The sequence below is a fragment of the Pseudomonas sp. GM18 genome (genome assembly GCF_000282195.1).
Lineage (GTDB): Bacteria > Pseudomonadota > Gammaproteobacteria > Pseudomonadales > Pseudomonadaceae > Aquipseudomonas.
In genome coordinates this window covers 1-14,401 of record NZ_AKJT01000039.1, presented here as the reverse complement: position 1 = coordinate 14,401, position 14,401 = coordinate 1, and the positions used below count along the sequence as shown (strand labels likewise).

Below are 14,401 nucleotides of genomic sequence, written 5' to 3'. Positions count from 1 at the left end.
CGTGTTAGTCGGCTCTATAGACCAATGGTTTGCACTTTGGACAGGGCAACGCTGCCCAGGCCTGCCAGGTTCAGCATCAACTCACCGCCGGTCTGGCTGATGGTCACGCTGTTGACCGTTGCCGGCAGGTAAGTAATCAGTGAGGTGTTCGTGCCGTCGATGGTGGTCGTTGCGCCGAAGGTGTAAGTACCCGCCGGTGCCACCGCACCCGAACTGTCCTTGCCGTCCCAAATGAAGCTGGCATTGCCGGCGCTTTGACTGCCCAGGTCGAGGGTGCGGATGACCGTGCCTGCCGAGTTGGTGATCTTGACGGTGGCCGCGGAAACCGATGTCGGCACCACGACGGTACCGTTGAGGCTCTTGGAGGTGTCGACCACGGCTTTGTCGGTCTGCGCGATGACCGAACGGCCCACCAGCGAAGAAGCCTGCAAGGCTTGCGACGAGTTGTAGTTGCCGGCAATGCCGCTGACGGTGTCGTTCAGCGTGGTGATGCCTTCCAGACTACTGAACTGCGCCAACTGGGCTACGAACGCGCTGTTGTCCTGAGGATCGAGCGGGTTCTGGTTTTTCAGCTGGGTGACCAGCAGTTGCAGGAACGCATCCTTGCCCAACGCCTTGTTGCCGGTGGCACTGCTGGTCGCCGCGGAAAGACCATCACTGGTGGTCGTGGTCTTGACCGAAGAGTTGGCCAGGACATCCTTGATGCTTACGCCGCTGGTGGTATCGGTAACACTCATCGAAAGTCGCCCCTTATCACTGACCCAGGGTCAGGACCTTCTGCATCATGGTTTTGGCGGTGTTCATCATTTCGGCGTTGGTCTGGAACGAACGGCTCGCGGAAATCATGTCGGCCATTTCTTCGACGACGTTGACGTTCGGGTAGTAGACGTAGCCCTTGGCATCGGCGGCCGGATGGTTCGGCTCGTAGCGCGCTTCAAGGTTGCTCTGGTCTTCGACCACACCCAGCACTTGCACGCCTTGACCGGCCGCGTCCTGGTTCTGGAACAGCGAATCGCTGCCGCCGCTCTGACCGCCCTGGAACATGGTGGCGAACACCGGGTGACGGGCGCGGTAGGTCTGGTCGATGCTCGACGAAACGGTCTCGGCGTTGGCGATGTTACTGGCGACGGTGTTCAAGCGAGTGGTCTGGGCACTCATGCCGCTACCGGCAATGTTGAAAACACTGGACAGGGACATGAATTACTCTCCGCGCAGGGCTGACACCAGCCCTTTGAATTTACTGTTGAGCAGGGTGAAGCTGGCCTGGAAGTTGACCGCGTTTTCCGCGTAGTTCGACTGTTCCAGCTGGGCGTCCACGGTGTTCTGGTCGATCGACGGTTGCATCGGCGTGCGATACATCAGCGACTCGTCGCCATTGCCCAGGCCTTCAGCTTCGATGTGACGGCTGTTGGTCATGCTCAAGGCGAACTTGCCGTTTTTGGTTTTCTCGTTCTGCTCGGCGAGCACTTTCGAGAAGTCCAGATCCCGAGCCTTGTAGTTCGGGGTGTCGGCGTTGGCGATGTTGTTGGCCAGGACTTCGGCACGCTGAGCGCGGAAGCCCAGGGCTTGTTCGTGGATACCGAGCGCTTTATCGAAGCTGATGCTCATGTCGGGAAACCTTCGGGTGACCTGATTTTTCGTAACGTGAACAAAGCAAGCGGCGTGCCAATTAAAGAAAGCCCGTAAACCGGGGCTTTGCCGGCAGTGGCAAGGCGGCAATGCCAGAAAAGCGGCAACCGATTTCCGCCGCCTGCCGCTTTTCTGCCGCTTATCACGATCGAAAGAACAACACTTACCCTGTGGTGTTGACGGAAAATCAGCAGGCATAAAAAAACGGGAGCCTCTGTGGACTCCCGTTTTTTTTATGCCGTCAACGAATCACTTCGCCTGGTAAATGATCCCCGGGCTGCACTGGACCATCTGGTAATGATCCGGCAAACCGTTCAGCGCTTCGGACGCGCCAAGGAACAGATAACCGCCCGGCTTGAGCGTGCTGTGAATGCGCAACAGGATGTCTTTCTTCACCTCGGCGGAGAAGTAGATCAGCACGTTGCGGCAGAACACGATGTCGAACTTGCCCAGGCTCGCGTAGCTGTCCAGCAAGTTGAACGAGCGAAACTCCACCCGACTCTTGATCGGTGCCTTGACGGCCCAGCGCCCCGGCCCCTTGGGGTCGAAGTAACGCTGAAGGCGTTCGGGCGACAGACCGCGACCGATGGCCAGGCTGTCGTACTCGCCGGTCTTGCAATTGGTCAGCATGGTGCCGGACAGGTCGGTGGCAACGATCTGCACGCCCATCTTCAACTGGCCCATGTTGACCCGTTCGAACTCATCGATGGACATCGACAGCGAATACGGTTCCTGACCCGACGAACACGCCGCCGACCAGATCCGCAGGCGCTGACCGGGGCTGGCCTTGATCGCTTCAGGCAATACCTTGTTCTTCAAGACTTCAAACGGATAGGTGTCACGAAACCACAGGGTTTCGTTGGTGGTCATGGCATCCACCACCATCTCGCGCAAACCGCTGCGCGGCTGGGTCTGGATGCGCTGGACCAGCTCACCCAGCGATTTGATGCCCTGCTGTTCCATCAGTTTGTTGAGACGGCTCGAGACCAGATATTGCTTGTTTTCACCGAGCAAAATGCCACAGGCTTTTTCCAGGAATACCCGGAACTGTTCGAAATCCAAATTACCCGTAGACAAAGATGCCGCCTCTTAAATCGTGTTGACCGCCAGGAGCAGAAGGCCCCTAGCTGTTATCTGCTGCTTTGATCCGGTCGACTACCCGGGATGCCAGGTCATCAGGACGGAACTTGGCCAGGAAGTCATCGGCACCGACCTTCTTGACCATCGCCTGATTGAACACACCCGACAACGAAGTATGCAGGATGATATGGAGCTTTTGCATGCGCGGGTCGGCGCGGATCTCGGCCGTCAGGGTGTACCCGTCCATCTCCGGCATCTCGATATCGGAGATCATCATCAGGAACTCCTCTTCCGGCTTCTTGCCCTCGTCGACCAGCTTGCGCAGGTAATCCAGTGCTTGCCGACCGTCGTTCAACGCCACCACTTCGACACCGATCGTCTGCAGGCAACGGGTCACCTGTTTGCGCGCCACCGACGAGTCATCGACCGTCAATACGCGCAACGAGAGCGCCTTGTGCTGGGTTTCAACATCGACCACGCCGACCGAAATCGCTTCCGGTGTCGGCGCCACTTCCGCCAGCACCTTCTCGACGTCGATGATTTCGACTAACTGATTGTCGACCCGAGTCACAGCCGTCAGGTAGTGATCGCGCCCCGTGCCCTTGGGTGGCGGATGAATCTCCTCCCAGTTCATGTTGACGATGCGCTCCACCGACCGAACCAGGAAACCCTGGGTCTTGGTGTTGTACTCCGTGATGATCACGAAGGGATTGCTCTGGTCCAGCAACCGACCGGCCCCGGTCGCCATCGCCAGATCCAGGATCGGAATGGTTGCCCCACGAATATTCGCCACACCGCACACGACAGGACTGGACTTGGGCATCAGGGTCAGCTTGGGGCATTGCAGCACCTCGCGAACCTTGAACACGTTGATCCCATACAGCTGCTGGCCGTCGAGACGGAACAACAACAGCTCAAGGCGATTCTGCCCTACCAGTTGCGTGCGCTGGTTCACCGAATCCATTACACCAGCCATGCCCAGACTCCTACACCAACGCTAAGTGTGTTGCGACGCACATTCATCACGAAACGGCACGGCGCTTGCTTTTTTAACTCTTATGAACACAGAACCGACATTTTTCCGACACCTGAAATCAACCTGCCGCAGATTGCTCTGTGCGATGTCGGCCGCCTGCCTGTTCAACGCTGGCAGCCCTGCCCTTGCTGATACGGTTACCTTGCCTGACATGCTTATCGGCGTCACCCAGGGCTTTCTTGAATTCACCGTAGAGGACTATCTGGCCACCAGTCAAACGCAAGGTCGCTACGAAATCCAGGTCAACCAGCTCGATCCGCGCCTGCGCATGCCTATGTGCGACAAGGAATTGACAGCCACCCTCGAGAGCCCGGCAAGGCCTCTGGGACGGGTCACGGTCAAGGTTCGCTGCGATGGCGCCTCGCCCTGGACGGTCTTCGTGCCCGCTCAGGTGAAGCTGTTTCGCGACATCGTGACGACCACTCGTCCGCTCAAGCGCACAGGGATTATCGAACCTCAGGACGTCACCCTGCGCGAGCGTGATATCAGCCTGATAAATCAGGGGTTTCTGACTTCCGTCGATCAGGCGATCGGGCAAAAACTTACCCGACCAATGGTCGCCGATCAGATCATCACGCTGGTGCATCTCGAACAGGCGGAAGTGGTTCGCAAGGGTGACCAAGTGGTGATTACCGCTCGCAGTGGTACGCTCAGTGTGCGCATGCCGGGTGAAGCGCTGTCCAACGGTGGCCTGAGCGAACAGATTCGCGTCAAAAACCTTAACTCCCAGCGGGTCATCAAGGCGCAAGTCACAGCGCCCGGCCAGGTGGAAGTGGCCATGTAGAGGCTCTGTGTTTGTGAAGTGATGGCGCGCCGCCTGGCGGTTGCCTAAACTGTGCCGCATGCAGGGCATGCGCTGGCGCATGCAAGCTCATTGATAAATGGGCCTAAAGTTTTTCGGGGAATCGCCGAAAACATGGCAAGCGTCCAAATATCCAGAGGTTTTTTGTCATGGTCATCGATTTCAGTCGTTTAAACAGCTCCTCGTCACTTACGGGCAGTACGCGTACCAGCACCGCGAAGGAAACCGCCGAAGCCGGCCAATCCGCGCCGCTGAATACCCCGGCCGAACAGGCCAGTACCACCAAAAGCGGGGAATCGGTACACCTCAGCAATGAGGCTCAACAGTTGCAGAAGGTCACTGACAAGCTGCGCGATCAGCCTGCCGTCGACAACGCCCGCGTGGCCGAGTTGAAAGCAGCGATTGCCGATGGCAGCTATAAAGTCGACAGCAACCGTGTAGCCAGCAAACTGCTCAACTTCGAAGCCCAGCGCTAGGCCACGGCCCGCGCCAGGCTTTTGGACGCTTAAAACCCAAGGCCAGCCATGCACGACACTCATTTACTGCAACTGATCATCGACGACTTTGCCCCGGCGCAACAATTGCTGGAGCTACTGCAAACCGAGTCCCTCGCCTTGCACGGTCGCGACATGCCACTGCTCGAAGAAATTCTGGCGCATAAGCAGGCATTGATCATTCTGCTCGAACAGCATGGCCGCAAGCGCAGTGAAATCCTCGCCAGCCTCAACCTGCCAACCAACCGCCAGGGCCTGGAGCAACTCGCCAGCCAGTCGAGCATTGGCGAACGGTTGCTGGAACAGAGCGACGTGCTGACCGACCTCCTGGCCCAGTGCCAGGCCGCCAATGTCAACAATGGCCAGTCGATTCTGGTGCAGCAGGCCGCCACGGCCAACCAGCTGAAAATCCTCACCGGCGGCGAGCCGCCAGCGCTCTACGATGCCCGCGGATCAACCTCCAAGCTCGCCAAGCCACGCCCGCTCAGTCAGGCTTGAGCCTTTCAATGAGCACGCCCTATCAAGACGCGCAACATGCTGGCAGAATGCCGGCTAGTAGTCATATTTGTCTGGAGATTGATACCCCGTGTTCAATGCCTTAAGCGCGGAAGATGCTCCGCAGCCACCCAAGGTGCTCACCACGCCCCTGGAAATCTCCGGCAACCTGCGTCAGCTGCAAGACAGCCATGACCCGCTGATCATCACGTTCCACGAGCGCAGCCAGCGCTTCCAGAGTTATCTGGTGGACGTCGACCGTGACAGCAACATGATCGCCCTGGACGAAATGATCCCCCGCGACGGCGAACGCTTTCTGCTGGCCGGCGAACCGTTCAAGGTCGAAGGCTTCCACGACGGCGTGCGCATCGCCTGGGAAAGCAATGGCACGCTGACCATCGACGAGTCCGGCGATGGCCGCTGCTACCGTGGCACGCTGCCCGATGAGGTGGTTTACCACCAGCGCCGCAATGCTTTCCGCGCTGCGTTGAAGCTGGCACAACTGGTCAATGTCGAGCTGGGGGGTGAGAAACTCAAGTCGCCCATCGGCGGCAAACTGTTGGACATCTCCGCCACCGGCTGCAAATTGCGCTTCGAAGGCGACATCACCGCCAAGCTGCAATTGGGCCAGGTCTACGACCGCTTCATCGCCGCCCTGCCCTTCGGCAGCATGACGGCACCGGTCGAGCTGCGTTACCTGCACTTTGAAGAAAAGATCAACACCACCTTCGCCGGCGTGCGTTTTCACAACATGAGCGGCCTGGTGCAACGGCAGGTCGAGCGGTTCGTCTATCAGCTTCAGCGTGAAGCGCGGCGCTTCGATAAAGACGACTTCTGATACCCTCCGCCAATAAAAAACGGGCAGTCCCTTGCGGTGACTGCCCGTTTTTTTATGCCTTGATCAAGGCCGCGCTTCGGTAAAGCCTTGCTCGCGCGCCGTATCGGGGTCTTCTGACTCCGTTACTGATTCAGGCTCGGTATCCGGCTCCAGATCGGGCTCCGGGTTGACCGGATTCTGCATCTGATCCTGCACCACCTGCTCATCGACGCGCGGGTCAAGGCAAGCCACCAGTGGCGAACTCGTCATGCTGTCCGGCATGGCCACGTGATGCAGCGGAGCATCGTCCACCTGATGCAGATTGGTGACCGCTTTCGGGCGGATTCGCCATACCAGCACCAACGCAAAAAAACTGAAAAAAGCATAGAGCATCTGGCTGCCGAACAACTTCATCAATACCCCTGCCACCAAGGGGCCAACACTCGCGCCGACACCGTAAGTCACCAGCAGCATCGCCGTCAGCGACACCCGGCGATCCCCCTCGACGTGGTCGTTGGAGAACGCCACCGCCAACGGATACAGACAGAACTGCACCAACGAACAGAGGAACCCGGCGATGAACAGCACCTCCAGTGACACCTGCGGCATGATCGCCAGCGGTAGCGCAGCCAGTGCCAGGCTAAACGCAAAACTGCGGATCAATACCGCCCGGTCATAGCGATCCGACAGCCAACCCAACGGCCACTGCACCACCAGGCCTGCAAAAATGCAGCAGCCCATGAACAGACCGACCTGCTCGGTGGATAATCCTTGCTGGGAAGCATACAGAGGTGCCAGGCCGTAGAACGAACCGACGATCAATCCCGCCCCCAACACCGTGCTCAGTGACTGCGGCACGCGTTTGATGAAGAAGCGCGGTTCCATCGGCGCCGGGTGCAATGGCGCCGGGTGAATCCGCCGGGTCAGGGCTACCGGCACCAGACACAGGGCGAAGCACAACGCGACCAGCATCAGCAGTTCCAGGCCCAGGCCCGGGTGCATGACCAGAATCAGCTGCCCCAGCACCAGCCCCAGGTACGAGGCGATCATGTAGCCGCTGAACACCACGCCACGCTGCTTGGCTTCTGCCTGCTCATTGAGCCAGCTTTCGATCACCATGTACTGGCACATCATGCCCAGGCCGACGATCACCCGCAGGAACAGCCACGCGGGCAGCCAGTCGACCAGGCCATGGCCCAGCACCGCCGCACCGACGATCCCGGCGCAGGCTGAATAAGCTCGAATATGCCCGACCCGGGCAATCAGCCGATGGCCGATCTTGCCGCCCAGCACCAGGCCGAAATAGTTGGCCGCCATCAATGCGCCGACCCACAGGCTGTCGACCTTATCGGCCGCCAGGCGCAGGGCAAGGTAAGTACTCAACAGGCCCGAGCCGATCAACATCATCAGCGAGGCGAAATAAAGTCCTCGAAAGGATTTCAGGATTTGGCGCATCGGCGTTCCGAGCGGCTCCTTGCAGTGAGTATCGGGCTATCGACAACGATAGCCCGATGGCGACGGGTCGTCAGGCCTGGGCTGCTAGAACACGCCGTTCCCAGGGAGTAATTTCATCGAGGAAGCTGGTCAACTCCAGGGTCTTCGAAGCGATGTAGCCTTCGATGAACTCCTTGCCGAACAGTTCCTTCGCCAAATGGCTACGTTTCAGACGTTCGAGAGCGGCATGCAAGGTACACGGCAACGCAAGATTATCCGGCACCACGAATTCGCCCTGGGCCGCTGCGCTCGGTTCCAGTTTGTTTTCGATGCCATACAGCCCAGACGCCAGGCTCGCGGCGATCGCCAGATACGGGTTGGCATCGGCCCCCGGCAAGCGGTTTTCGACCCGACGAGCGACCGGTGAACTGGCTGGAATGCGCAGGCCGGCCGCGCGGTTGTCATGGGACCAGCAGGCATTATTCGGCGACGCAAAAGGATGGCACAGGCGCTGATAGGAGTTCACGTTCGGCGCAAACAACGCGGTGAAATCCGCCAGGCCGGCCTGCTGGCCACCGATGAAATGACGGAAGGTCGCGGTCGGCTCGCCGGCCTTGTCGCTGAACACATTACGCCCGGTGTCGATCTCGACGATGCTCTGGTGAATATGCATCGAACTGCCCGGCGTGTGGGCCAATGGCTTGGCCATGCAGACCACGGTCAGGCCATGCTTGAGCGCCACCTCCTTGAGCAGATGCTTGAACAGCAAGGTCTGGTCGGCCAGCAGCAGCGGATCACCGTGCAGCAGATTGATCTCGAACTGGCTGACGCCCATCTCGTGCATGAAGGTATCGCGGGGCAAGCCCAGCGCCGCCATGCCTGCGTAGACTTCAGTGAAGAACGGCCGCAAGCCGTTATTGGAGCTGATGCTGAATGCCGAATGACCGTCCTCGCGACGACCGTCCAGGCCCACTGGCGGCTGGAAGGGTTGCGTCGGGTCAGGGTTGGGCGCGAACACAAAGAATTCCAGCTCGGTCGCCACGACCGGTGCCAGACCGAGGGCAGCGTAGCGAGCGATCACCGCCTTGAGTTGGCCGCGAGTCGACAGGTGCGAACTCTCGCCAGTCAGCTCCTGCGCATCGCATATGGCCAGTGCCCGAGGGTGCGAACTCCAGGGCAAGCGGTGGATCTGCGCCGGATCAGGCACCAGCGCCAGGTCGCCATCATCGCTGCCGTAAAAGTGCGCGGGCGGATAGCCGCCCATGATGCATTGCAGCAGCACTCCCCGCGCCATCTGCAAACGCCGCCCCTCAAGAAATCCTTCGGCGGTCATTACCTTGCCGCGTGGTACGCCGTTCAGGTCCGGCGTGACACATTCAATCTCATCAATGCCCGTCAATCGCTGCGCGAGTGAACGATGGCCATCGGTTGTCATGACGCAATCCTTGTTGTTGTACGAGCCGCGAACGGCGACCCGTACAAAATAGGCTCCGGCCGTTCGGAATATCAAGCAGCGTCAAACAAAAAGGCACAATCCCCGTTGAGACCGTATTGCTCAGGGGAGATAGAGGCTGAACACACCACCGCCCAACGGGCCGCCATTACTGATTTCGGTGCGTCCGCCCACACCATTGCGCTGATGCAAGGCGGCAATCCGCCCGGCAAAGTACAAGCCCAGGCCGGTACTGCCGCTGCTGTGGTTGATGCCCTGCACATAGTCGGCCTGACGCTCGATCATCTCGGCCGGATAACCCTCGCCATCGTCGTTGATGGTCAGCACCAATTGCCCGGCCTCATCGCTGACGCTGATCAACAAGGCATGCCGGGCATAACGGATGGCGTTGTTGATGCTGTTGCCGAGCACCGAGGCAATCAGTTCCCGATCGAAGAAACCCAGCGGGCTCAACGGGTCCACTTCATAGGTCGCGATAATGCCGCGGCTGGCGAACACTTCTTGATGAGCCGCCAGTTGCGCCTCAATGAAGTCATCCAGCTCATGGTAGGCCGGCTGCAACGGCATCTGGTTGACGCCCAGTTTGTACAGCCCCAGCAACTGCACCAGCATGCCATTGAGGTGGGCGAACTCGAAGTCGATGACGCCCTGCTCCGGGGTGTGCTGCTCAGGTTCGGGTAAGCGTGCCAGCCATTGACTGTGCGCCTGCATCAGCATGGTCAGAGAGTTCTTCATGTCGTGCACGGTGGAGGCAATCACCGTGGAGAAGTCGAGTGACGGTTCGCTGTCGATCATTCGCCGAACGCCTTGATTTTCAGTTTCTGGTAGCGCGGATAACGCGCATCGGTATCGGGCATCAGGCCGACCGTTTTCAGGCAAGCCCGGCACTCTTCCAGCTCGGCCGACGGCACGCTGGTGTCGGTGCCATGCAGCAGCGACTGCGCCATGTTCAGGGCAATACTGATGTTCTTCGGTTGCAGCGCCAAAGCTTTGCGGAACACCTCCCGGGCTTCCACCAGGTTGCCGGTCTTGTACACGCGCACGCCCTGACGGTTGAGGTCGGCGGCGGCGTTGCCCGAGTTGAGGATGGTCGGGTCGTCGGTCAGCTTAGCGATGCCCTTCATCACGGTCGGATCGTCGCCGTAGATTTCCGCACAGTTTTTCAGCATCGAAGCACCGGCACTCGCCTGCCCCAGCATTTGCAACTGCTTGGCCACCAGCAGCGCCGCTTCGGCACTCATGAACTGTTCCATGCCATCGAGGCGCATCATCGCTTGCTCGGTGAGCTTCTCGGCGGTTTCGGCATCGTTGAGCAACAGGCTGGTGGCCTTCATCAGACGCGCACGAATCTGCAAGCCCGGATCGGAAGGATTTTCCTTCGCCACCGCACTCAGCGTCGTGTTGATTTCAAGGCGGGTCCGAGTGTCCAGGCCCTTTTCCGCGCCTTTGCTGATCAAGGCATGGGCCAGGCCGAGGTTGCTTTCCGCATCCTTGAAGCGTGACTGCGCCCCCTGATTCACGGCCTGGCGATAGGCTTTGGAGGCAGTGTCGAAATCTTCGTTGGCCATTGCCAGCTTGCCCAGCAACGCTTGCCGGCGTACCGCCAGCGGCGACAGGCGAATAGCCTCTTCCAACACTTTCTGGGCCGCTTTGTTGTCACCTTCGGCGACCAGCACGTCGGCCATGCCATCGTAGAGGGCCGGCATCATCGGGAAGACTTTCAAGGCTTTTTCGTAAATGCCCTTGGCCTGGCTGACCTGACCGCGCTTGAACAGCAACTGGCCCAACCCGGCAAACGCCCAGGGCAAAGGACGGTCCGCCAGAATGCTGTCGTACAGGCGCTCAAGCGCTTCGTTCTGGTTCAGGTCGCGCAACGCATCGGCGCGGTAACGCAGGCACAGCGGCGAATAACGAATGTCCTGTTTGCACAGGGCGATGCAGGCATTGAGCACTTCAACCGGTTTGCCCCGGTCAAGCGCTTGCAGGATCGGTTTGAGCAAGGTCTTGCGCTGTTCCAGTCGCTCCAGGCGCTGGGCCAGGCCGGAACGATTGAACGGTTTGGTCAGGTAAGCGTCGGGCTCATGCTCCAGTGCGCTGAGCACCATGGCCTGGCTGGTTTCGGCGGTGACCATGACAAACACACTTTCATGGCTGATCAGCTTCTCGATCATCAGGTCTTCGAGCACCTGCTGACCGTTCTTCTTGCCATCGCCCAGGTGGAAATCCTGCAGGATGAAGTCGTAGGACTTCTGCGAGCACATGCGCAGCGCCTGCTCACCGGTATCGGCGGTGTCGACGTCCTTGACGCCCAACTCCCGCAGCATGGACCTGACGGAGCTGCGGAAATCCGAGAAATCATCGACGATCAGAAAGCTTTTTTGGTGATACGACAGCATCGAAGATTTCCAGGCAAATTAAGAAGAACAATCCAAAGGCACGACACGAGCGAGCTCTGCTTCGCGGCCCTTTTGGCGCGCAGATGATAGCGGGAGGCCATCGGCTATCAAGCAATTTCGCACAAACCCGTGATGACGATTGCCAGCCGCCAGTGACGAAAATCACAACGACCGTTCGGGTTATCGGCCAGTAGTCGTGTTCCCTTGAAGCGGCGGGCGTGCAATCGCGTATTTGGCTGTCATGACAGGCTTTCAATGTAGGTCGTCGTGTGGTTCGAGCATGAAAAAACCGCCAGAGGAATGCCCTGGCGGACTTTTTTAACCGCTGACCTTGCAACTTGAGGCTGTCCCAGCACTTGAATTACGCAAGCAGCCCTTGCCGCACAAGGGTTCCAGCTCATTTTAGGCGCACCACTATTGAGTGCCTGCGGCCCCTTCGCCAAAAACAAATCGACATAATATTGACACCAAAACATCCACTTGTCGGAATATTGGCACATCGTACTGTTACCTTCGTTTAACACCTTTACAAAGCCTGACCCCACAACTAAACACCTATCAAACTGATATCAGGAAAGGCCGTATCCCTGAATCAGTGCCGTACCAAAACACGGCCTCACCTAGCCATCACTTCAGGAGTCCCTGCGATATGGGTGCTCTCAGATTACTGCGCGCCAAGCGCAGCGCAGCCCCAGGCTTGGGCCCACGTTCGCCCGACCGCTCCTGCGATTCGCTCCTCAAGTGCGGCGAACTTCTTCACCCCCGCGACACCAGCGTCCCTCTGTCGGCAGCGCCTATTGCGCCGGGGACGGACGGCCGACGATGTCCGGCGGCCGCCTCGCACCGCTCCTGAACACCCTGAGCGGTACAAGCACGGGACTTCGTCCTGTCAGCAGTTCCTGGCGATTCCAATAAAAAAAGCATTCTCGGGAGAAAGACATGGCTACCACCACCACAACCAGCGGCGGCACCGCTACTTCGTTTTCCAATACACCGCAGGCGCAGGACGACATTTTCACTACAGGTGTCATTGGCACGAGCAGCGGGACCATCACTGAAGACTTGCTGGGGGTCGTGTACCTGGACGTTATGTCCAATGACCTGGGCGGCAACGCAAAGACACTCTGGTCACTCGATAACGCGATCAGTAATTCTACTGCCACCAAGGTTTATGCGCCGGCCGATCTGCTGGTCCAGGACACGTGCAGAATTGAGGCGACGAGTACCGACACCAGCCTCAATGGGGCAAAGATCTGGATTACCTCGGATGGCAAAGTCGGCTACGACGCTACTATGTTATCGACTGAATTCAAGGCGCAACTTCAGGCGCTTGCTGCCGGAGCTTCGCTGACAGACAGCTTTACGTATGCGATTCGTCTCGGCAATGGCACGCTCAGCTGGGCCACTGCGCAGGTGCAATTCGCAGGTGTGAATGACAGCGTGACGATGAGCCTCGGCGCACAGGCCGGCACCGTAACCGAAGATGCGACCACGACGCTGAGCACGACTGACTCGCTGAGCACGACGGGGACGATTGCGTTTAGCGATGTCGATCTGAGCGACACGCATACCGCCTCATTCGTGGCGGCGGGAGGCAATACCACAGCGCTGGGCAACTTCGCCCTTGCCTCTGTCATTGAAGCGGCCAATGCGGCTAATGGCACCGTTAACTGGACTTACACCGTGAATAATGCGGCAGCCCAGTACCTGGCCCAGGGTCAGACGGCTACCGAAACTTATGTGGTCACCATCAATGATGGGCATGGTTCGTCGACAACGCAGAATGTGACCATCACCATCACCGGCACCAACGACCAGGTACAGATCACCAGCGGTGTGCAGACCGGCGATGCCAAGGAAGACAGTGGCGACTACGCTGCCAACGGCAGCATCACCTTCACCGACGCCGACCTGATCGACACTCACAGCGTCACCGTCACACCGGGCGCTTCCGGCTACCTGGGCAGCTTCACCACAGATCCACTGCACGACAGCACCGGCACCGGCAGCGGTTCGCTGGGCTGGCACTTCGCGGTAGACAACGCCGCCGTGCAGTTCCTGGGCGAAGGCCAGACCCTCACCCAGACCTATAACGTGGCGATCGGCGACGGCACGGTACAGACCGTGACCATTACCATCACCGGCACCAACGACCGGCCGACGCTGACGATTGCCGACACCACCGGCGCAATGAGCGAAGGCAACGGTGCGGCCACACTGAGCGACAGCGGCGCACTGAGCTTTGCCGATGTGGACAACATCGACGTGGTGACTGTGTCGCACACCTCCAACGGCAACATCGCCTGGAGCGGCGGCACGCTCAATGCGGGCGTGGCTTCGGCACTGGTGGCCGGTTTCTCGGTCGATCAGAACAGCTGGGACTACAGCACCAACCAGAACCTCGACTTCCTCGGCGCGGGTGAAACCATCACCTTCTCGTACAAGGTCGTCGCCACCGACAACAGCGGCGCAGCTAACGCTGCCTCGGCGACGCAGACTGTCACCATCACCATTACCGGCAGCAACGATGCGCCGGTGCTAAGTTTCGCCACGGGTAACGATGCCGGGGCTGTGAAGGAAGACACCACGCTCAGCATCAGCGGCCAGTTCAGCTCGACCGACATCGACCACGCGGCCACTGCCACCTGGAGCATCGCCGGGGCCAATACCGGCAGCTACGGCTCGATCGCTGTCGACAGCAGCACCGGTCAGTGGACCTACACCCTGGCCAACGGCAGCGATGGTGTTGCCAGTGCCGTGCAATC

General features: G+C 59.3%; 14 protein-coding genes. 5 read left to right on the top strand and 9 right to left on the bottom strand.

Annotated features, from left to right (window positions below):
- Positions 1 to 14: 14 nt before the first annotated feature.
- The 5 genes from flgD to PMI21_RS16540 all read right to left on the bottom strand — a co-directional run bounded on the left by flgD (position 15) and on the right by PMI21_RS16540 (position 3,685).
- On the bottom strand, positions 15 to 737 hold the full coding sequence (flgD, locus tag PMI21_RS16520) for a flagellar hook assembly protein FlgD (RefSeq protein WP_007937508.1): 723 nt from the start codon (positions 735 to 737) through the stop codon (positions 15 to 17).
- Positions 738 to 753: 16 nt separating this feature from the next.
- Positions 754 to 1,197, bottom strand: coding sequence for a flagellar basal body rod protein FlgC (gene flgC / locus PMI21_RS16525; RefSeq protein WP_007937507.1), 444 nt, complete (start codon positions 1,195 to 1,197; stop codon positions 754 to 756).
- Between the two features lie 3 nt (positions 1,198 to 1,200).
- Positions 1,201 to 1,608 carry a flagellar basal body rod protein FlgB gene (gene flgB, locus PMI21_RS16530; RefSeq protein WP_007937506.1) on the bottom strand — a complete coding sequence of 136 codons (408 nt, stop codon included), beginning with the start codon at positions 1,606 to 1,608 and terminating at the stop codon, positions 1,201 to 1,203.
- A 270-nt stretch (positions 1,609 to 1,878) separates the two neighbouring features.
- Positions 1,879 to 2,706: a protein-glutamate O-methyltransferase CheR gene (gene cheR, locus PMI21_RS16535; RefSeq protein WP_007937505.1), complete on the bottom strand. Its 828-nt coding sequence runs from the start codon at positions 2,704 to 2,706 to the stop codon at positions 1,879 to 1,881.
- 46 nt (positions 2,707 to 2,752) lie between these two features.
- Positions 2,753 to 3,685: a chemotaxis protein CheV gene (locus PMI21_RS16540; RefSeq protein WP_007937503.1), complete on the bottom strand. Its 933-nt coding sequence runs from the start codon at positions 3,683 to 3,685 to the stop codon at positions 2,753 to 2,755.
- Between the two features lie 82 nt (positions 3,686 to 3,767).
- Between PMI21_RS16540 and flgA the strand changes: the two genes are divergently transcribed.
- The 4 genes from flgA (at position 3,768) to PMI21_RS16560 (ending at position 6,374) form a co-directional block, all read left to right on the top strand.
- Positions 3,768 to 4,529, top strand: a complete 762-nt coding sequence (gene flgA, locus PMI21_RS16545; RefSeq protein WP_033063966.1) for a flagellar basal body P-ring formation chaperone FlgA — start codon at positions 3,768 to 3,770, stop codon at positions 4,527 to 4,529.
- A 167-nt stretch (positions 4,530 to 4,696) separates the two neighbouring features.
- Entirely contained in the window at positions 4,697 to 5,023 is a 327-nt protein-coding gene (flgM, locus tag PMI21_RS16550) for a flagellar biosynthesis anti-sigma factor FlgM (RefSeq protein WP_007937499.1), read from the top strand.
- A 48-nt stretch (positions 5,024 to 5,071) separates the two neighbouring features.
- Positions 5,072 to 5,539: a flagella synthesis protein FlgN gene (locus PMI21_RS16555; protein WP_007937492.1), complete on the top strand. Its 468-nt coding sequence runs from the start codon at positions 5,072 to 5,074 to the stop codon at positions 5,537 to 5,539.
- A gap of 88 nt (positions 5,540 to 5,627) precedes the next feature.
- Complete coding sequence (locus tag PMI21_RS16560; protein WP_007937491.1) at positions 5,628 to 6,374, top strand: flagellar brake protein; 747 nt, start codon at positions 5,628 to 5,630, stop codon at positions 6,372 to 6,374.
- Positions 6,375 to 6,437: 63 nt separating this feature from the next.
- Here PMI21_RS16560 and PMI21_RS16565 read toward each other — a convergent pair whose 3' ends face one another.
- From PMI21_RS16565 to PMI21_RS16580, 4 genes are all read right to left on the bottom strand, one after another.
- Positions 6,438 to 7,808 (bottom strand): MFS transporter, encoded by a 1,371-nt coding sequence (locus PMI21_RS16565; protein ID WP_007937489.1) that lies wholly within the window; start codon positions 7,806 to 7,808, stop codon positions 6,438 to 6,440.
- A 70-nt stretch (positions 7,809 to 7,878) separates the two neighbouring features.
- Entirely contained in the window at positions 7,879 to 9,120 is a 1,242-nt protein-coding gene (locus tag PMI21_RS16570) for a glutamine synthetase family protein (RefSeq protein ID WP_177318285.1), read from the bottom strand.
- A 222-nt stretch (positions 9,121 to 9,342) separates the two neighbouring features.
- Complete coding sequence (locus tag PMI21_RS16575; RefSeq protein WP_007937485.1) at positions 9,343 to 10,035, bottom strand: sensor histidine kinase; 693 nt, start codon at positions 10,033 to 10,035, stop codon at positions 9,343 to 9,345.
- Positions 10,032 to 11,636: a tetratricopeptide repeat-containing response regulator gene (locus tag PMI21_RS16580; RefSeq protein WP_007937482.1), complete on the bottom strand. Its 1,605-nt coding sequence runs from the start codon at positions 11,634 to 11,636 to the stop codon at positions 10,032 to 10,034. The genes PMI21_RS16575 and PMI21_RS16580 overlap by 4 nt, the downstream gene beginning before the upstream one ends.
- 939 nt (positions 11,637 to 12,575) lie before the next feature.
- Between PMI21_RS16580 and PMI21_RS16585 the strand changes: the two genes are divergently transcribed.
- Positions 12,576 to 14,401: VCBS domain-containing protein (locus PMI21_RS16585; protein ID WP_007937479.1), on the top strand; the 1,826-nt coding region annotated here is incomplete at its 3' end.

Bases quoted from the DNA above. Each gene is read 5' to 3' on its own strand.
- flgD (WP_007937508.1), bottom strand. From the start codon at position 737: ATGAGTGTTACCGATACCACCAGCGGCGTAAGCATCAAGGATGTCCTG.
- flgC (WP_007937507.1), bottom strand. From the start codon at position 1,197: ATGTCCCTGTCCAGTGTTTTCAACATTGCCGGTAGCGGCATGAGTGCC.
- flgB (WP_007937506.1), bottom strand. From the start codon at position 1,608: ATGAGCATCAGCTTCGATAAAGCGCTCGGTATCCACGAACAAGCCCTG.
- PMI21_RS16540 (WP_007937503.1), bottom strand. From the start codon at position 3,685: ATGGCTGGTGTAATGGATTCGGTGAACCAGCGCACGCAACTGGTAGGG.
- flgA (WP_033063966.1), top strand. From the start codon at position 3,768: ATGAACACAGAACCGACATTTTTCCGACACCTGAAATCAACCTGCCGC.
- flgM (WP_007937499.1), top strand. From the start codon at position 4,697: ATGGTCATCGATTTCAGTCGTTTAAACAGCTCCTCGTCACTTACGGGC.
- PMI21_RS16555 (WP_007937492.1), top strand. From the start codon at position 5,072: ATGCACGACACTCATTTACTGCAACTGATCATCGACGACTTTGCCCCG.
- PMI21_RS16565 (WP_007937489.1), bottom strand. From the start codon at position 7,808: ATGCGCCAAATCCTGAAATCCTTTCGAGGACTTTATTTCGCCTCGCTG.
- PMI21_RS16570 (WP_177318285.1), bottom strand. From the start codon at position 9,120: ATGACCGCCGAAGGATTTCTTGAGGGGCGGCGTTTGCAGATGGCGCGG.
- PMI21_RS16575 (WP_007937485.1), bottom strand. From the start codon at position 10,035: ATGATCGACAGCGAACCGTCACTCGACTTCTCCACGGTGATTGCCTCC.
- PMI21_RS16580 (WP_007937482.1), bottom strand. From the start codon at position 11,636: ATGCTGTCGTATCACCAAAAAAGCTTTCTGATCGTCGATGATTTCTCG.